Here is an 18680-nt window from a genome sequence, read left to right on the forward strand (position 1 = left end):
CTCTTCGACGTGGGCCGCTGGCCAGGGGGTGGGTGGTTCGCCGTGGTTCTTCCAGGGGCTTGTCCCAAGGAGCAACCAGATGGCTTCAGCCTAGGAGCGCGCCGGCGTCGACGAATCGGCCGAGGTGACGAACCCGGGGCCTGTCGGGGCGGGTCCGCCAGGGGGAGGAGGGTCCTCCTGGAGGATGAGAACCGATTAGTCGATGCGAGCCGGCGGAGGCCGCCGAGAAGGCGACGGAGCTCGGTGCGCGAGTGGGGACCTCTCCCCTGAGGGCTACGTTGTGAGGGAAATGGGTTCCCCTGACCGTGCGGGGGCTGCGCATAATGTGCGCAGTTTCCGGTGCCGGCCCTTTCCGGCCGGACCGGACTGCGAGCGACGGCCTCTCCGGGCCGACGGTCCCAGCCCCCTCAGAGAGGATGAGAGGAACATGTCCAACCCCTTCTTCAGTCGAAGCACCGCCTTCAAGGCCGGCGGCCAGGCTCCCGGGACCGCCCCGGCTCAGACGTCCAACGGCTACCCCACGATGCCCGGCTACCAGGCCGGCCAGTACGGTCAGCAGGCCGCCGGCTACGGCCAGCAGTACGGGCAGAGCGCCAACCCGTATGGCAACCAGTACGGTCAGCAGACGGCCGGATACGGCCAGGTGACCCCCGAGCAGATGGCCGGTCTGGAGGCCCAGTACCAGGCGCCGTCGGCCACCAACGCGGACATGCGCCGCATGACCTACGACGACGTCATCATCCGCACCGCCGGCATGTTCGCCGTCATCCTGGCCACCGGCGCCCTGTCCTGGAGCCTGGTGACCAATGAGGCGACTCGTGGTCTGGGTGTCATGGCGATGTTCGCCGGTGCCATCGGCAGCCTCGTCCTGGGCCTGGTCAACAGCTTCAAGCGGGAGCCCTCGCCGGCTCTCATCCTGGCCTACGCGACCTTCGAGGGACTGCTGCTGGGCAGCATCTCCGGCGTCATGGAGACCCTCTACGAGGGCATCGTCGTCCAGGCCGTGCTCGCGACGCTGGCCACCTTCGGGGCCATGCTCGCGGCCTACTCCTACGGCGGCTTCCGGGTCCAGGGAAGGTTCCGTCGAGTAGTGGTCGTGGCCACCTTCGGCTACATGATCTTCAGCCTCATCAACTTCTTCCTCATGGTGACCGGCCTGACCACCGGCGCCTGGGGCCTGCGCTCCCTGACCATCATGGGTGTCCCGCTGGGTGTCCCGCTGGGAATCCTCGCGGTCATCCTGGCCTCCTTCTTCCTGGCGATCGACTTCGAGTCCATCGGGAACGGGGTCCGCAACGGGCTGCCCCAGCGCTACGCCTGGGCGGGGGCCTTCGGCCTGGTCGTCACTCTCGTGTGGCTCTACGTGGAGTTCCTGCGCCTGCTGAGCTACTTCCGCGACTGAGCTCACGGCGCGGGGTCGGGGGATCGGTGCGTCCGATCCGGCCCGACGCCACCACCTCGGCTGGGGCCGGGACGCATCTGATGCGTTCCGGCCCCAGCCGTGTACTCGGTGGCTTCGGGCCTGTTCCCGTGCCTGCCACTGCCTGACCCGCTCGCTGGGTTCGCGCTGGGCCGAGGCCCGCTGCGGCGTCGAACCGGGGGCCTCACGTAGGCTCGCCGCATGATCAACACCAACATGCCCTCCGTCGAGGGCGCCAAGGGTACCAAGCCCACGCTCACCTTCCCCGGGACCGAGGCCCCCGAGGGGCTCCAGGTCCAGGTGCTCGACGCCGGCGACGGCCAGGTGGTCGAGGCCGGCGACACGATCGTGGCCAACTACCTGGGCCAGATCTGGGGCGGCAACGTCTTCGACAACTCCTACGACCGCGGCCAACCACTGAACTTCCAGGTCGGCGTCGGCATGGTCATCCGCGGCTGGGACGACGCCCTCGTGGGCCAGCGCGTGGGCTCGCGCCTGCTGCTGTCCATCCCCTCCGAGCTGGGCTACGGCGACCGCGGCGTCCCGCAGGCCGGTATCCGCGGCGGCGACACCCTCGTCTTCGTCACGGAGATCCTCGGCGTCATATGAGCCGGGCTCACCGAGCCACCGACCGTACGAACGCAGGGTAGGTCTCCGGTTCGTACCCTGAACCCCTGTGTTGTCTCATGACTTCTGGGAGTTTCGGATGTCTTGGCATCTCAAGACACCGGTGGGGTGGGTTTCCGAGGCGTGAGAGTTGTTGCTCGCCTTGTCGGAGAGGGCCGGCCCGGTCACTGTGGTGGCTGCCCGGTGTCGTCTGGATGTACTGCACGAGGGTGGGGTGCTACTGGAGGAGGGGTGGGGGTACTTCGGGTAGGTGGGGCTTTCGTGCAGTACGCACAACCCGTGTTCAGTGGATCCCGACCCTCGTGGAGTAGACCGACTCGGGGCAGGAGCGGGGCGGAGCCGGCTCGGTGCGGGCGGGGTCGGCGTTGAACCATGGCCTGCGGGCCTTCGCGCGGGCGCCAGATAGAGCTCGATGTTTGAGGTCATGACGTTGGTGACGTGTGATGGGACCCAGATGGCGGGGGCTGGGCGCGGCAGACGACACAGGGTCGGAGGCAGCTGTGGCGGTGGTTCCACACCGCGGCAGCGCCGGGCTCTACCACCAAGAACCCCGGACTCACTCCCGCGCGGCCCGGTGTCCACAGCGCTGACATCAACGATCCTGCCGCCAAAGCACCCAGCGAAAACCGTTGGAATCCTGCGGTTCTTCTTCGACGTGCGGCGCCGGTGCGCCTGTGATGTCAGCACCATGGACACCGGCAAGCCGTCAGGCCTCTTCCCTCGGCTTATCGTCGCCCCCAGGACGACCAGCACCATCCCGGAATCTTGTCTGAGTGAGTGTCTCAGAAGTCATGACACTCGTTGCCTCACAAGTGAGGAGCCAGCACAGCACCCCAAGGTACGACTTGGCGCCCTACAGTGCGAACGCGCGTCGGTATACGGTACCCCGGGGCTGCGATCGCTGCGATAACCTGGGGGCGGCGCGCTCGCGCCACACCCGGTAGCACGAACTGCACGGTCCGGAGGAAGTCCGGATGACGCCGTCGGGACCGCAGGCCCCGGACCCGCCCAGACCTTGTCGTGGGCGAACGACAACCAGGCGTTCGTCACCCCGGGGACGCCGCTTATCGGTTGTCACGGGGACTCCTGCTGCGCCGGGTGCGATCACTCGCACCCGAAGGAGCCCTCCCCATGTCGCACATGCCCGCCTCGGACCACCAGGCCGGCGTCCCCGCCAGTATCTCGGCCCAGTTCACTCTCTACTTCGATGGCCGCTTCTGGGTCGGTGTTCTTGAGCTTCACGAACGCTGTCGTGGAGCTGACTCGAATGATCAGGTAGGCACTGTGCGGGCTGCGCGGCACGTCTTCGGGGCCGAGCCCACCGACGTCGAGCTCTACGACTTCCTCCTGGCCCGCAGCGGTGAGCTCATTGACCGCGCCGCAGAGTCTCCTGCGGTATCGGCCTCCTGGCCGGCGGGCTCATCGTCGGCTCGTCGCCCCAACCCCAAGCGCGCTGCCCGGCAGGCCGCCAAGGAGGCGGCCCGGACGCGCCCATCCACCGCCGCGCAGGCCGCCCTGGCCGCCGCCCGTGAGGAGACCGAGGCCCGTGCCTCCCGTGACCGGAGTCGACGTCGTCGCCAGAAGGCGGATGAGGACTGGGCTCGACGTCGTCAGCGGGCCAAGCGCCGTCACCGCGGCCGATGACGCAAGCCCGCTGTTCCGCAAATCGCGGCAGTGAGGGCGGCCCTCCAGGGGCGTGGGACGGCGGCCCACGACCGCGCCGGGTCGTCAAAGATGCTCCCGAGTAGACTCCGACCATGACGATGCGTAATTCGGTCGAGCGTGACTGGGGTCGGCTGGTGCGACGGATCCTGTCCCTGGGGCCAGAGTCGGAGATTGTTGAGTACAAGGAGAATAACACCGACCCGGAGATGATCGGACAACGGATCTCGGCGTTGTCGAACGGTGCGACCCTTCGTGGTGAGGCCAATGGATATCTTGTGTGGGGTGTTCGAGACGACGCTCTCCATGTGGTTGGGACGAATTTCGATCCGCTGACAGCTAAGGGAAAAGGCAATGAGGATCTTTTGCCGCGGCTGAGTCGGTACATCCATCCGCGTCTTGATATCCAGGTGGGTGAGGCTGAGATTGACGGGGCTCGCGTCGTTGTTATGGAGGTTCCTGCAGCAGGTGAGAGTCCGACTACCTTCCGGAGAGAGGCATTTATCCGGAGGTATACTGTAAGAGGCTTGTGAACGAGCCTGACTTGGAGAAACGGTTATGGGCTGCCCTCAACGATAAGTCCTTCGAGGGGGAGGATGCTTTACAGGATCTCGACGAGAGCGAACTCCTTGAGTTGATCGACTATCCTGCCTACTTCGAACTCCTTGGGCAGCCACTTCCTGAGAACCGCGCGGAGCTCCTCGATGCACTGATGAAGCATGGGATTGTCAGTCAATCAGTGGTGAGAGGGTGGGCTATCTCTAACGTTGGAGGACTCTTGCTGGCTCGGGATCTAAGAGAGTTTCCCCGCCTTGATCGAAAGGCCGTCAGGGTTGTGGTCTACGATGGTTTGGGGAGGATGCAGACTGTGCGGGAGTACGGCGACAATCGTGGCTATGCGGCGGCCTTTCAAAGTGTTATTGCGGAGGTGGTTCGATCCGTTCCTGTGCGGGAAGAAATTGTGGATGGTCTTCGCCGTGAACGGACTGAGTATCCCGAGATCGCTGTGCGCGAGCTTGTTGCAAACGCACTCGTTCACCAGGATCTGTCAGTTCATGGGGCGGGGCCGATGGTTGAGGTGTTCACTGACCGTATCGAGATCTCGAACCCTGGTCGACCCGTGACCAACTATCGGAGGTTCGTGGACTCGGCGCCGGTGTCTCGCAACGAACGTGTTGCGAGGCTCATGCGTTTGTTCGGGATCTGTGAGGAGAGGGGCAGTGGCTGGGACAAGGTTATCGACGCCACGGAGCGGGCTCTCCTGCCCGCCCCTCGGGTGAAGGTTGAGGAAGCTGCGACGCGAGTGACCCTTCTAGGGGCCCGTCCGCTGTCCACTATGGATCCGGAAGACAGAACAAACGCCATTTACCTCCATGCCTGTCTGCGTTACGTCAATCAGCAGCCAATGACGAACACTTCGGTGCGTGAGCGCTTCGGTATCGAGACTCGTAATGCATCACAGGTCTCGCGCTTCATCAAGGAGAGTATTGACGAGGGGCTCGTTGTCGTCTATGACCCTGATGCGGGCACGAAGGCTCGTCGGTACGTGCCCTTCTGGGCATCTCCTCGTCTGAGAGAGCCCAATCATTTGCTTGACTGATGCTTGACTGAAGACCGTGGAGAGTGAGCGAGGCGCCGGCAAGATGGCGCTAGCGGGCCGAGTTGTTGCTTGACTGATGCTTGACCGGCCTCTCGTCGGGAGGAGACCGGAGACGGCCGATCGTGGGCTCGACGTCGTCAGCGGGCCAAGCGCCGTCACCGCGGCCGATGACGCAAGCCCGCTGTTCCGCAAATCGCGGCGGTGAGGGCGGCCCTCCAGGGGCGTGGGCCGACGGCCCACGACCGCGCCGGGGCGGCCTTGGTGCGTCTCAGCGCGTCTCAGGGACAGGAAGCGGAGCGGCGCCCGGAGCCAACGAGGGCTACGCTATGGCAACACGGCGTCGTGAAGCGCTGGCCATCCCCCTGAGGCCGGCTCCTAGCGACGCCGTTCCAGTCCGTCTGCCCGAGAAGGAGCCACTCATGCCGCAGTACCGCAGCGCCACCTCCACCCACGGCCGCAACATGGCGGGCGCCCGTGCACTGTGGCGTGCCACCGGCGTCAAGGACTCCGACTTCGGCAAACCGATCATCGCCATCGCGAACTCCTTCACCCAGTTCGTCCCCGGGCACGTGGGCCTGCGCGACGTCGGGCGCCTCGTGGCCACCGAGATCGAGGCCGCCGGCGGCCTGGCCAAGGAGTTCAACACCATCGCCGTCGACGACGGCATCGCCATGGGCCACGACGGCATGCTCTACTCCCTGCCCAGCCGCGACCTCATCGCCGACTCCGTGGAGTACATGGTCAGTGCCCACTGCGCCGACGCCCTCGTATGCATCTCCAACTGCGACAAGATCACCCCCGGCATGCTCATGGCCGCCATGCGCCTCAACATCCCGACCATCTTCATCTCCGGCGGCCCCATGGAGTCGGGCAAGATGACCGCCGCCGACGGCACCACCCGCAAGCTCGACCTCATCGACGCCATGATGGACGCCGCCGACCCCACCGTCACCGACGAGACCATCAACGCCATCGAGCGCCTGGCCTGCCCCACCTGCGGCTCCTGCTCGGGCATGTTCACCGCCAACTCCATGAACTGCCTCACCGAGGCCCTTGGCCTGGCCCTGCCCATGAACGGCACCCTGCTGGCCACCCACGCCGACCGCGGCGAGCTCTTCAAGCGCGTCGGCCACCAGATCGTCGAGATCACCCGGGCCTACTACGAGCACGACGACGACTCCGTCCTGCCGCGCTCCATCGCCACCAAGGCCGCCTTCGAGAACGCCATGAGCCTGGATATCGCCATGGGCGGCTCCACCAACACCGTCCTGCACCTGCTGGCCGCCGCCCAGGAGGCCGAGGTCGACTTCACCATGGCCGACATCGACCGCCTCTCGCGCAAGGTCCCCCACCTGGTCAAGGTCGCGCCGTCAACGCACCTCTACCACATCGAGGATGTCCACCGCGCCGGCGGCATCCTCGGCATCCTCGGCGAGCTCGACCGCGGTGGGCTGCTGGAGACCACCACCCCCAACGTCCTGCGCACCACCCTGGGCGAGGAGCTCGCCGCCTACGACATCGCCCGCCCCGGCCCCGACGGCGTCCCCGGCTCCCAGGTCAGCGAGGAGATCCGCACCGGCTACCTCGCCGCCCCCGCAGGCGTGCGCACCACCGAGATGTTCTCCCAGGCCTCCCGCTGGGAGTCCCTCGACACCGACCGCGCCGCCGGCTGCATCCGCGACATCGAGCACGCCTACTCCGCCGACGGCGGCCTGGCCGTCCTCTTCGGCAACATCGCCGAGAAGGGATGTATCGTCAAGACCGCCGGCGTGGACGAGTCGATCCTGACCTTCTCCGGGCCCGCCGTCGTCTTCGAGTCCCAGGAGGACGCCGTGGCCGGGATCCTCGGCAAGCAGGTGAAGGCCGGCGACGTCGTCATCATCAGCCACGAGGGACCTCGCGGCGGCCCCGGCATGCAGGAGATGCTCTATCCGACCACCTACATCAAGTCCATGCACCTGGGCAAGGAGTGTGCCCTGCTCACCGACGGGCGCTTCTCCGGGGGCACCTCCGGGCTGAGCATCGGCCACGTCTCCCCGGAGGCCGCGGCCGGCGGGCTCATCGGCCTGGTGCGCAGCGGCGACATCATCGACATCGACATCCCGCGCCGCGCCATCTCCGTGCGCCTGAGCGGTGAGGAGATCGAGCGCCGCCGCGCCGAGGAGGAGGCCCGCGGCGAGGCCGCCTGGACCCCGCACGTGGACCGCCCCCGCAAGGTCTCCGCGGCGCTGCGCGCCTACGCGATGCTCGCCACCAGCGCCGACCTGGGCGCCGTGCGCGACCTCAAGCGCCTCGGGATCAAGTAGCCCGACAGGGCCGGAGGGGCCGGCCCGGGTTGACCAACTGCAAATTGAAGATCGCTGTCACTCACGCCTAGAGTTTGCATGTGACAATCGTTCTCAGATCGCTGGTGGTGCGCTCCGGAGGCACGACGCTGGTCAACGGCGTCGCGCTCCGCCTCGCCCCCGCAAGCCGGACCGCCCTGGTCGGCGCCTCCGGGGCGGGCAAGTCTCTCACCTGCGCCGCGCTCGCGGGCACCCTCCCGGCCTCGCTGGAGGTCAACGGCTCCCTGACCGTTGAGCTCGATGACGCCGACGCAGGCAGCGACTCGCGCGCGAGCTCCGCCCCAGGAGGCGAGGCCAGCAGCGTCAACCTGCTGGGGCTGCCCGCCGCCCGCCGTCCCCGGGGCAGCCGCATCGCGCTGGTCGCACAGGACCACTCCACCGCCCTGCACCCGCTCATCGCGGTCGGCCGCCAGATCGCCCTGGCCTCCCAGGCCGCCGGACGCACCCGGGACGAGGCCCGCCAGCGCGCCTCCGACTACCTCTACGCCGTCGGGCTCGACGAGTCCTTCGCCGACCGTGTCCCCGGGCGCCTCTCCGGAGGCCAGCGCCAACGCATCAGCCTGGCCCTGGCTCTGGCCGCCGAACCCGTCCTCATCATCGCCGACGAGCCCACCACCGCCCTCGACGTCGTCGCTCGAGCCGAGATCCTCAGGCTCCTGACCTCCCTGACCAGCCTGCCCGAGGCCCCCGCCCTGCTCCTCATCACCCACGACCTGCCCGCCGCCGCCACCTGCGAGAACATCGCCGTCCTCCACGACGGCGCCATCATCGAGTCGGGGGACACCTGCTCCGTCCTGACCCGCCCCGAGCACCCGGTCACGGCCGCCATGTGCGAGGCCAGCGCCGAGGAGACCATCGACGGGGCCCTGGCCGCAGCGGGAGCCGTCGCATGAGCGGGTTTGAGACCCATGGCCTGAGGCGCTCCCACCCGGGGGCGGGCGGCGAGTGGCGCGAGGTGCTGCACGGCGTGGACCTGCGCCTGGAGCCGGGGGAGAACGTGGCCCTCATCGGACGCTCGGGATGCGGCAAGACGACGCTGCTGCGCGCCCTGCTGCTGCTCGACTCCCCGGGACCGGAAGACGCCGGCGAGATCCTGCTCGACGGCGAGCCCGTGCGCCGAGGCGGCGCCCGAGCGCTGCGGGCCTTCCGGCGGGCGGTGCAGTACGTGCCCCAGGACGCCGCCGCCACCCTCCACCCGCGCCGCTCGGTGCTGGCGCAGGTGAGCACCCCGCTGCGCACCCTGGGGGCAGTGCGTCATCGCGATGACGCCGATGCACGGGCTCGGCAGGTGCTGGAGAGGCTCGACATTCGCCGCGAAATCTGGGAGAGCCGGCCCCACGAGATCTCCGGCGGCCAGGCGCAGCGAGTCTCCATCGCCCGGGCCCTGGCCCTGGCCCCGCGCTACCTCCTGCTCGACGAGCCGGTCTCCGGGCTCGACCCCGCCCTGCGCCGCCAGACCCTCGACCTGCTCGCCGCCATCGAGGCCGACTCCGAAGCTGGCACAAGCGAGGAGGAGCCCGACGCCAAGGCCGGCGCGAGTGGTGAGGCTGAGCCCGCCCCGGCTGCCTCCGGCGCCCGGCCCGCCCCGGTTGGTTACTGCGCCCGGCCCGCCCCAGCTGGCTACTGCGCCCGGCCCGCCCCAGCCCTGCTGGTGGTGTCGCACGACCTGGCCGCCGTCGGCCGCGTCTGCCAGCGGGCCCTGGTCATGGATGGCGGCGCCATCGTCGAGGACGCCCCCATGCGCCGCCTCCTCACGCGACCCGCCCACCCGGCCACCCGCGCCCTGCGCGACGCCGTCCCCACCCTGCCGACCACTGCCACCGACTGACGACCTCCCCGACAGCTGACACCCCGACCCAGGCCCGAAGGAGCATCCATGTCCACGCCCGCCCCCGCCGTCACCCGCCGCCAGGTCCTCGCCGCCCTCGGCGTCGGAGCCGGCGCCGCCGCCGTCGCCTCCTGCTCACGCAGCTCGTCGGGCGACGGCCGCATCCGCCTGGCCATGTTCCACGCCCCCGAGAGCAAGCTCAACCCGCTCACCAACGACGGCTCCAAGCTCGTTCGCTGGTCCTGCGCCGAGAGCCTCACCGCGCTCAACGCCGACGGCGACGCCCAGGAGCTGCTCGCCACCTCCTGGAAGCGTGAGGGCGAGACCACCTGGCGCCTCACCCTGCGTGAGGGCGTCACCTTCCACGACGGCACCGCCCTGAGCGCCGAGAACGCGGCCGCCGCCCTCACCTTCGCCGCCACCGCCGCCAAGCCGCCGCGCGTCCTGGACGGGATCCAGCTCACGGCGAAGGCCGACGGCAAGGACCTCCTCGTGACCACCGCGGCCCCCGACCCCCTCATGCCGCAGCGCTTGTCCAGCCCCCAGCTCGTCATTCTGTCCCCGGCCGCCTACCCCGGCTCCTCCGACGGCGCCATCGACCCTGTCGGCCACGGCACCGGCGCCTTCATCCTCAAGCAGGCCAACGGCTCCTCCGGCGCCACCCTGGAGCGCAACGACACGTACTGGGGCACAAAGGCCGCCGCCCCCGGCATCGACGTCACCTACGTGCCCGACGGCGCCGCCCGCGCCAACGCCCTGCGCACCGACACCGCCGACATCGTCGAAGCCGTCCCCGTCGCCCAGGTCGGCAACATCGACAAGAACCTCCTCCACGAGGTGGCCACCCCGCGCACCTCCACCCTCTACCTCAACACCCGCTCCGGCCCCTTCGCCGACCCCGCCCTGCGCGCCGCCGCCCGCAACGCCGTCGACCCCGCCGCTCTCATCAAGACCGTCTTCGAGGGGCACGCCGACTCTCCCGTCGGACTCTTGGGGCCGGCCGTGCCCTGGGCCGCCGAGCTGCGTGCCTGGAAGAAGGAGACCTACCCCGGAGCCTCCGGCGCGGCCGCCACCGGTAAGGTCCCCGGCGCCACCGCCGCCGGGACCGTCCCCGCCGGCACCGCCATCACCCTGGCCTCCTACACCGACCGCCCCGAGCTCGGTGAGATGGTCCCCCTCCTGGCCCAGCAGCTCGAGGCCGCCGGTTTCAAGGTCACCCAGGACGTGCGCGAGTACAACCAGATCGAGTCCGAGGCCCTGGCCGGAAAGTTCCACGCCGTCCTCGTGTCGCGCTCCACCGTCCAGGACTCCGGCGATGCCGTCGCCTACATGACCGCCGACTTCTCCTCCTCCGGCTCCTACTCCATGAGCGGCCTGCACGATGAGAAGGTCGACGCCGCCATCTCCAAGGCCGCGGCCGCGGAACCCGGCGACGAGCGCCGCAAGGCCATCATGGTCGCCGAGCAGGCCATTCTCGCTACCGGCGCCGCCATCCCGCTCGCCCACGAGCGCGTCATCCAGGGTGAGGCCGCCAGGGTCACCGGTGCCCAGCGCGACCCGGACGAGCGCGCCCTCATCACCTCGGCCACGACCGTGAAGAAGTGAACGGCGTGCTCACCCGGCTCGCTGGGCGCCTGCGCACGGGCGACCTCGTCACCGCCGTCTCACGCCTGCTCGCCCTGGCCTGCCTCGTGGGCCTGGTGGGCATGCTGCCCTGGCTCTCGGGCAAGGACCCGGCCCTGACGATCCTGCGCGCCACCTCCTCCGACCGGGAGCCCACGCCGGAGGTCCTGGACTCCATCCGCAAGAGCATCGGGATCGACGGCGGTCCCCTCCACGTCATCGGGCACTGGCTGGCCGGGGTGGCCCGCGGCGACCTGGGCCGCTCCTGGGTCTCGGGGGCCGACGTCGGACCAGACGCCGTCGACGCCTTCGGGGTCTCCCTGAGCCTCATGGCCGCCGCGCTCGGCGTCGGAGTCATCGTGGCCGCCGCCCTGGTCCTGCCCGCCCTACGAGACGGGCTGCGAGGACGCCCCCGGCCCCGCGGCGGAGCCGCCTCCGCGGTCCTCATCTCCCTGCCCGAGTACCTCCTGGCCCCGATCCTCATGCTCGTCCTGGCCGTCTACCTCAGGATCCTGCCGCCCTTCGGGTGGGGCAGCCCCGAGAAGGTCATCATGCCGGCCCTCAGCCTGGGCCTGCCCACCGGCGGCTACCTCGGCGGACTCGTCTCCGACGCCGTCACCGCCACCTTCTCCGAACGCTGGGTGGCCACCTGGTCCACCGCCGGCATCCGCGGTCGGACCCTGGCCGGGGCCGTCCTGCGGCGGGCCCTGGCACCACTGACCGGGCAGGTGGCGCTCGTCGTCGTCGCCCTGACCGGCGGCGCGGTCGCCGTGGAGAAGATCTTCGCCATCCCCGGGCTGGGCCGCGAGCTCCTGGACGCCGCCTCCGCCCAGGACGTGCCGGCGCTCCAGGCCCAGATCCTGCTGCTGCTCGCCCTGGCACTGACCACCGGCGTCATCGCCGGAGCGGCCCGACACCTCCTCATGGGGCGGGCCGCCGGGGCAGGCGGGCTGACGGCACCGCCCCCGGTGGAGCACCCGGGGCGGGCCGCCCGCGTCATCGCCGTCAGCGGCGCCGCCCTGCTGACCCTCATGGTGGCCGTCGGGATCCGGCGCGACCCCTACGCCGTCGTCGCGGACAAGCTCGCAGCTCCCAGCGCCGCCCTCCCGCTGGGCGCTGACTCGCTCGGGCGCGACGTGCTGGCGCGGGTGGCTCACGGGGCCGTGTCCACCGTGAGTGGCGCCGTCATCGTCACGGTGGTGTGCTTCGTCATCGCCATGCTGGTGGGGCTGGCGCCGCGGGCGGCCACGGGGTTCATTGAGGTCGCCAACGCCGCCCCGCCGATCCTGGCCGGGCTCATCGTCGCCGGCGTCTCCGGGCCCAGCGCCACGGGTGCCGCCATCGCCGTGGCCGGTGTCGGCTGGGCGCCCCTGGCCTCCCACGCCGCCGGGCTCGTCGCCGAGAACCGGCAGCGCCCCGACGTCCTTCTCGCCCCGGTCCTGGGGGAGGGACGCGTGCGGATCACCCTGACCCGGGTCCTGCCCGCCGTCGTCGGCCCCCTGGCGCGCCACGCGGCCCTGAGGCTGCCTGGCAAGGCCTTGGCCCTGGCGGCCCTGGGGTTCCTCGGCCTGGGCGCCCAGAGCCCCGCACCGGAGTGGGGGCTGGTCCTGTCCGACGCGCTGCCCTACATCGAGCGGGCCCCCTGGGCCGTGGCCACGCCCGCCGGCGCCCTTGTGGTCCTGTCGATCACGTCGGTGGCCGCCTCCCGCAGCATGCGGCGCTGAGACCGCAGGAGCCGCTGAGACGTTTAGGGCCCGGCGGCAGCGGCCCGGCTCCGGCCCGGCCCGGGCCGGGCGCGAGGGCTGCGCCGTCGGGCACAGACAACGAGGCGGGCGCCAACCGCGCAATGGGGTGGCGCCCGCCTCGTCGGCGGATCGGGACCTCAGCCCTCCAGGGCGTGGAGGCGGTCGATCGGGGTGGAGACGGCCTCACGGGCGCGCACCACGGCCTCCTCGTCGGGGGCGTCGTAGAAGCACAGGCACTTGACCGTGTCCTCACGCACGTAGGTGCGCAGGAAGCTCACCTCCGGCACCTGGGCGTACTTGGGGGAGTTGGCCTTCTTACGCGCCAGGTAGGTCTCCATGGAGATCTCCTCGGGGATGTCCCACTCCACGAGGTAGTCGGCCTTGCGGGCCAGGGCGCGCACGTCCTCCAGGTCGGCGCCCACGAGGCGGACCTCGTCGGGGCCGGTGACCTCGGCGTCGGCCGCAGCGGACCGGACGGCCTCGGTCAGGCCGGCGACGTCGTCGGAGGCGAGCTCGACGATGGTGAAGATACGTTCGTGGCTGGCGGTGACCTGCGACTCCAGGACGGAGGCGCCGGCGGCCTCAACGGCCTGGGAGACCTGCGCGATGAGGGCCTCAGCGGCCTCGCGCGACGGGGCGGTGGGGACGAGCTCGAAGAGCTGGAGCGACATGGCGGCTCCTTTCCGTAGGGTGTGCATACCAACCTTGCGGTACGCCCGAATTATTCCCGCCGGCTCCGGTGAACTGATGACATGCTCGCTCTGCGGACACATCGTATGGCGCAGCATCGTGAGACCCGATGAGGAGGTGGGAGCATGACGTATGTATTAGGCGGCGACGTGAATCCCGAGAGTCCCGCCGAGGGCGTGAGCGATACGTGCGAGCATGACGCCACCGGGCGCTTGAGCGCCGTTTTCAATCGCAGAGATGACGGACTGACGTGTTCCTGCGCGTCGGGCCAGCTCTGTCTGGGAGATTCCTGCGGCCGCACGTGCGTTGTAAACCAGCTCGGCAAGTTGGAGGCGGGCCTCGGTCTCGATAGCAGCCCGGTTGTACTCGGCTCGCTCGGCCTCGGTCATGGCGGCCAGCGACTCCTGCCTGATCTGCTCCCACGAGGTGGTGATGGTGGAGCTGTTTGTGGCGGTGCTCATGATCTTCTCCCGTTCTTCTCTTCAGCGTGCCGACTGGCCTCAGCCTCTTCGTCTTCGGCTCCCTTACTTATACAGAGGAATCCAGCGTACTGGTGCTCATGCGCATTGTGCCCAACACGTGCGTGCACCACCGCCGGCTTGAGCCGGGCGGCCCGCCCGTTACGCTGTCACTCGTGAATGAGCTCGACAGCGTCAGCAGCAACGGAACCCCGGCCTGGGACAGCGCCCGCTACCTGCGGGAGATCCTCAAGGCCCCCGTCTACGAGGCGGCCGAGCACACGCCCCTGCAGGAGATGCCTGCCCTGTCGGCCCGCCTGGGCAACACCGTCGAGGTCAAGCGCGAGGACCTCCAGACCGTCCACTCCTTCAAGATCCGCGGCGCCTACAACGCCATGCGCTCCCTGAGCCCGGCCGAGCGCGAGCGCGGCGTCGTCACCGCCTCGGCCGGCAACCACGCCCAGGGGGTGGCCCGCTCCGCCGCCCTGCTGGGGATGAGCGCCATCATCGTCATGCCCACCGTCACCCCCCAGATCAAGGTTGACGCCGTTCGCGCCCTGGGCGGCGAGGTCCGCCTCCACGGGGACAACTTCGACGCCGCCAAGGCCGAGGCCACCCGTCTGGCCGAGGTCGAGGGACTGTCCTACATCGCCCCCTTCGACGACCCCCGTGTCATCGCCGGCCAGGGCACCATCGGCTTGGAGCTCATCCAGCAGGACGCCCACCTCGACCGCGTCTTCGTACCCGTGGGCGGCGGCGGGCTGGCGGCCGGCGTCGCCGTCCTCATCAAGCAGCTCATGCCCGGAATCAAGGTCATCGGCGTTGAGCACGAGGAGTCGGCCTGCCTCAAGGCCGCCCTGCTGGGCGGGGAGCCCATCACCCTGCACCACGTGGGCCTGTTCGCCGAAGGGGTGGCCGTGCGCCGTATCGGCGAGGAGACCTTCCGCATGTGCCGGGCCCTGCTCGACGACGTCGTCACCGTCTCCTCCGATGAGACCTCCGCCGCCGTGCGCGACATCTTCGACGACGTGCGCGCCATCTCCGAGCCCTCCGGCGCCCTGGCCCTGGCGGGTCTCAAGCGCTATGTCGCCGAGCATCACCTGTCCGGCGAGCGCCTCGCCTTCGTCCTGTCCGGCGCCAACCTCAACTTCCATCAGCTGCGCTACATCTCCGAGCGCAGCGAGATCGGTGAGCAGCGCGAGGCCATTCTCGGGGTCACCATCCCCGAGGAGCAGGGCTCCTTCCTGCGCTTCGCCTCGGTCCTGGGGGCCCGCTCGGTCACCGAGTTCAACTACCGTCTCTCCGCGGCCCGCGCCGCCACCGACCCCGCCCGCATCTTCGTGGGCGTGCGCACCGCCCGCAGCCAGGAGCGCGCCGAGATTGTGGCGGACCTGGAGGAGGCCGGCTACGAGGTCATCGACCTCACCGACGACGAGCTCGCCAAGGTCCACGTGCGCTCCATGATCGGCGGGCGCGCCACCCCGGGCGTGCCCGAGCGCCTCTTCTCCTTCCTCTTCCCCGAGTCGCCCGGGGCGCTGGCCCACTTCCTTCAGGTGCTGGGGACCCGCTGGAACATCACCCTGTTCCACTATCGCACCGACGGTGCCGACTACGGCCGCATCCTGTGCGCCTTCGCGGCTGGGCCCGACGACGTCGAGCTGACCGAGCACATGGACCGCCTCGGCTACTCCTATAACGAGGAGACCGCCGACCCCGCCTTCCGCTTCTTCCTGGCCCGATAATCCGTGACGAGTTCGCGGCGCCGTCCGCCCTCTCCGGAAAGACGCACACGGGTGGAGTGTGTTGTGGCAGGTATCATGCAATAAGGGGTCGCTCTTTCTGTTGGGACTCCCATAAGGTTGTTGGTAAATCAATTGTCGCGGCCGGGTGCACCAAAGGAGTCTTCGCCTGACGCTGACCCCGCCCCGGCTCATCTCAACCAGGAGAAACACATGACCCGTCTTGCCGTCGTCGTCGGTTCCGTCCGCCCCAACCGCGTGGGTGGCACCATCGCCCAGTGGGTGGTCGACCAGGCCAACGAGATCGAGGGCGTTGAGGCCGAGATCGTCGACATCGCCTCCTTCAACCTGCCCCTGTTCGCCGAGGAGATCCCCCCGCGCATGGCCGTCCCCAGCGACCCGGCCGGCGCCGCCTTCGATGAGGCCCTCAAGTCCTTCGACGCGCTGATCTTCGTCACCCCCGAGTACAACTTCTCCATCCCCGGCGCCCTGAAGAACGCCATCGACTTCCTCCAGCCCGGCGCCGTGGCCAACAAGGGCGTGGGCGTGGTCGGCTACTCCTACAGCGTCGGCATCCGCGCCGTCAGCCACCTCCAGCAGATCCTCCAGGGCATGGGTGCCACCGTTGTGGCCTCCAACGTGTTCCTGTCGCTCAACACCGACTTCGCCGACGGCGCCTTCTCGCCGGCCGCATTCCACGACGCCGAGGTCCCGGCCATGGTGCGCGACGTCGTCGCCCACTCCGATGCCCTGGCCTCCCTGCGCTGAGGACGTCGAGCTCGGTCGTTCGGCTGAGCCGGAGGACGCCAGTCCACTACGTCGCCGTCGGCGGTACCTGCGGGTGCCGCGGCGGCGACGTCGTTCGTGCCGGGGCTGGCGGGAGCGGTATGGCGGGTGGGTAGGGTTTCCCCATGACTGAGCGCAGCGAGCGAGGCGGTTCCCGCCGGGACGACAGGGGCGGATACGGCGACCGCGGCTACCGAGGCGGCTCCGGTGGCGGCCGGGGCGGAGACCGTGGTTACCGAGGCGGCTCCGGTGGCGGCCGGGGCGGAGACCGCGGTTACCGGGATGGCGAGCGCGGCCGCTCGCGCCGCGTCTACGATGACGAGCCCCGCGACGGCCTCCTGGCAGACCTCGTCGGCCACCTCCACGCCCTCGACGGACGCTCCTACGCCGCCTACAAGGCGATCGTCGGACGCTACCGGGCGCCCGCAGGCTGGTTCCTGCACATTGACCGCGTCCAGTCCGACCCCTACGCCCCGCCCACGCGCATCCACGTGGACGTGCCTACCGACCTGCACGGCCTAGAACTGCTCGACGAGGCCGACCTGCTGGCCGACACAGACCGCCGCCTGACCGTGGGCGACTTCCTCACCCGCGAGCTGCACGCGGGCTTCCGCGGCACGGCGCTGTCCATCGCCTCCCCGGGCCAGGAGATCCTGCAGCGCTCCAGCATCATCCTGCGCCCCGACGAGAAGAAGGAGGGGACCGGTTGGGTGCTGGAGGTCCGCGCCCGCCTGGCTCTGCCCGCCCAGGGCCGCTCCATCCAGGGCCACGAGGCCTCCCGGATCGTGGGGCGCGACCTCGTGCGCGAGCTGGAGGAGGCCATGGACCTCACCGGCGAGCGGGGCGACCGGCTCGTGCGCCACGTCGCCACCCTTGAGGACCACCGGGCCCTGACCGCGACGGTGGCCCGCAACGGCTGGGTGGCCTTCCTCGCCGACGGCTCCGTCCTGCCGCGCCGCTCCGGGGTGAGCGACGATCCCCTGGACGGCGGTGTTCCCCTCCAGGCCCCCGAGTCCATGGCCGCCACGGTGGAGCTCCCGCACGCCGGGACAGTGCACGGCACCGTCGTCGAGGCGGGCGTCAACGTCATCGTCGGAGGCGGCTACCACGGCAAGTCCACGCTGCTGAGCGCCATCGAGCGCGGCGTCTACCCGCACGTCCCCGGGGACGGGCGCGAGCTCGTCGCCACGGTCCCCGACGCCGTCAAGGTGCGGGCCGCCGACGGGCGCGCCGTGACCGGCGTCGACCTGACCCCCTTCATCTCCCACCTGCCGGCCGGGCGCGACACCGCCTCCTTCACCACCCGCAACGCCTCGGGATCCACCTCCCAGGCCGCCTCCATCATCGAGGCCGTCGAGGCCGGCGCCACGACGCTGCTGCTGGACGAGGACACCTCCGCCACGAACCTGCTCATCCGCGACTCGCGCATGCGCGCGCTCGTGGCCGCCGAGCGCGAACCCATCACGCCCCTGGTGGACCGCATCACCGCGCTGTTCCGCCGGCGGGGCGTCTCCACGGTCATGGTCATGGGCGGCTCCGGGGACTACCTGGACGTGGCCGACCGGGTCCTGCTCATGGACGCCTACCACCTGCGCGACGTCACCGAGCAGGCCCGCCGGGTCGTCGCCGACCAGCCCCGGCCCCTGACCGGCCTGGAGGACTTCGCCGAGCCTCGGCAGCGCGTCCCCGAGCCCGCCCCGCCGCGCACCCGCCGGGGGCCGGTGCGCACCCGCGCCCACGGCACCTCCACCCTCATCCTGGACCGGGAGGACATCGACATCTCCGACGTCGGAGGCGTCTCCGACCCGGGTCAGGCCGAGGCCATCGCCTACGCCCTGCGCGCCCTGCTGGAGCAACGCTTCGACGGGGTCTCCCCACTGCGCGAGTGCCTGGACGACCTCGAGGCCCTGCTCGATGAGGAGGGCCTGGACGCCCTGACCGACGAGCGCGAGCGGCCCGCCTTCCTCGTGCGGCCCCGCATGGTCGACGTCGCCGCGGCCGTCAGCCGCTACCGCAAGCTCGAGCTGGCCGGCCGGCGGAGCGGGGACTGACGAGGCCAGCCCTGGCCGCCGGCCCCCATCCGCCCTCCCGCCCGCACACACTTCGACCAGAACTTCAGAATCGACCCGGAGCCGCGTCGTTTATGAAGATTCGGTC

15 protein-coding genes are annotated in these 18680 nt (G+C 70.0%); 13 read left to right on the forward strand and 2 right to left on the reverse strand.

Annotated features, from left to right (window positions below):
• Window positions 1-427 precede the first annotated feature (427 nt).
• From HMPREF2883_RS08570 to HMPREF2883_RS08610, 10 genes are all read left to right on the forward strand, one after another.
• Complete coding sequence (locus HMPREF2883_RS08570) at window positions 428-1402, forward strand: Bax inhibitor-1/YccA family protein (protein WP_070661072.1); 975 nt, start codon at window positions 428-430, stop codon at window positions 1400-1402.
• 219 nt (window positions 1403-1621) lie between these two features.
• Window positions 1622-2029: an FKBP-type peptidyl-prolyl cis-trans isomerase gene (locus tag HMPREF2883_RS08575; RefSeq protein WP_070661075.1), complete on the forward strand. Its 408-nt coding sequence runs from the start codon at window positions 1622-1624 to the stop codon at window positions 2027-2029.
• 1149 nt (window positions 2030-3178) lie between these two features.
• Complete coding sequence (locus HMPREF2883_RS08580; RefSeq protein WP_343283841.1) at window positions 3179-3691, forward strand: YjdF family protein; 513 nt, start codon at window positions 3179-3181, stop codon at window positions 3689-3691.
• A 113-nt stretch (window positions 3692-3804) separates the two neighbouring features.
• The gene (locus HMPREF2883_RS14230) at window positions 3805-4242 is read left to right on the forward strand and encodes an AlbA family DNA-binding domain-containing protein (protein WP_081384624.1); all 438 of its coding nucleotides are present in this window, start codon (window positions 3805-3807) and stop codon (window positions 4240-4242) included.
• Entirely contained in the window at window positions 4239-5309 is a 1071-nt protein-coding gene (locus HMPREF2883_RS08585; protein WP_081384625.1) for an ATP-binding protein, read from the forward strand. Before HMPREF2883_RS14230 ends, HMPREF2883_RS08585 begins: the two co-directional genes overlap by 4 nt.
• 419 nt (window positions 5310-5728) lie before the next feature.
• Window positions 5729-7615 carry a dihydroxy-acid dehydratase gene (gene ilvD, locus HMPREF2883_RS08590; RefSeq protein ID WP_070661079.1) on the forward strand — a complete coding sequence of 629 codons (1887 nt, stop codon included), beginning with the start codon at window positions 5729-5731 and terminating at the stop codon, window positions 7613-7615.
• An 80-nt stretch (window positions 7616-7695) separates the two neighbouring features.
• On the forward strand, window positions 7696-8547 hold the full coding sequence (locus HMPREF2883_RS08595; RefSeq protein ID WP_070661082.1) for an ATP-binding cassette domain-containing protein: 852 nt from the start codon (window positions 7696-7698) through the stop codon (window positions 8545-8547).
• Window positions 8544-9482: an ABC transporter ATP-binding protein gene (locus tag HMPREF2883_RS08600; RefSeq protein ID WP_070661085.1), complete on the forward strand. Its 939-nt coding sequence runs from the start codon at window positions 8544-8546 to the stop codon at window positions 9480-9482. Before HMPREF2883_RS08595 ends, HMPREF2883_RS08600 begins: the two co-directional genes overlap by 4 nt.
• 48 nt (window positions 9483-9530) lie before the next feature.
• Window positions 9531-11087: an ABC transporter substrate-binding protein gene (locus tag HMPREF2883_RS08605; protein WP_070661088.1), complete on the forward strand. Its 1557-nt coding sequence runs from the start codon at window positions 9531-9533 to the stop codon at window positions 11085-11087.
• Entirely contained in the window at window positions 11084-12829 is a 1746-nt protein-coding gene (locus HMPREF2883_RS08610) for an ABC transporter permease subunit (RefSeq protein ID WP_256277399.1), read from the forward strand. The genes HMPREF2883_RS08605 and HMPREF2883_RS08610 overlap by 4 nt, the downstream gene beginning before the upstream one ends.
• Before the next feature lie 158 nt (window positions 12830-12987).
• On the opposite strand, the gene HMPREF2883_RS08615 is transcribed toward HMPREF2883_RS08610, so the two are convergent.
• Together HMPREF2883_RS08615 and HMPREF2883_RS08620 are read right to left on the reverse strand one after the other, a co-directional pair.
• Complete coding sequence (locus tag HMPREF2883_RS08615) at window positions 12988-13521, reverse strand: DUF4242 domain-containing protein (RefSeq protein ID WP_070661091.1); 534 nt, start codon at window positions 13519-13521, stop codon at window positions 12988-12990.
• A 156-nt stretch (window positions 13522-13677) separates the two neighbouring features.
• Window positions 13678-14001 (reverse strand): helix-turn-helix domain-containing protein, encoded by a 324-nt coding sequence (locus HMPREF2883_RS08620; protein WP_070661093.1) that lies wholly within the window; start codon window positions 13999-14001, stop codon window positions 13678-13680.
• A gap of 173 nt (window positions 14002-14174) precedes the next feature.
• On the opposite strand from HMPREF2883_RS08620, the gene ilvA reads away from it, so the two are divergent.
• From ilvA to HMPREF2883_RS08635, 3 genes are all read left to right on the forward strand, one after another.
• A complete protein-coding gene (gene ilvA, locus HMPREF2883_RS08625) occupies window positions 14175-15740 on the forward strand; it encodes a threonine ammonia-lyase, biosynthetic (RefSeq protein ID WP_070661095.1) in 1566 nt (521 codons plus the stop codon).
• 210 nt (window positions 15741-15950) lie between these two features.
• Entirely contained in the window at window positions 15951-16505 is a 555-nt protein-coding gene (locus HMPREF2883_RS08630) for an NADPH-dependent FMN reductase (protein WP_003787469.1), read from the forward strand.
• Between the two features lie 143 nt (window positions 16506-16648).
• Window positions 16649-18574, forward strand: coding sequence for an ABC-ATPase domain-containing protein (locus tag HMPREF2883_RS08635; RefSeq protein ID WP_070661099.1), 1926 nt, complete (start codon window positions 16649-16651; stop codon window positions 18572-18574).
• The last annotated feature ends 106 nt before the right edge of the window (window positions 18575-18680 follow it).

The sequence above is a fragment of the Actinomyces sp. HMSC075C01 genome (genome assembly GCF_001812965.1).
GTDB classification, from domain to species: domain Bacteria; phylum Actinomycetota; class Actinomycetes; order Actinomycetales; family Actinomycetaceae; genus Actinomyces; species Actinomyces acetigenes.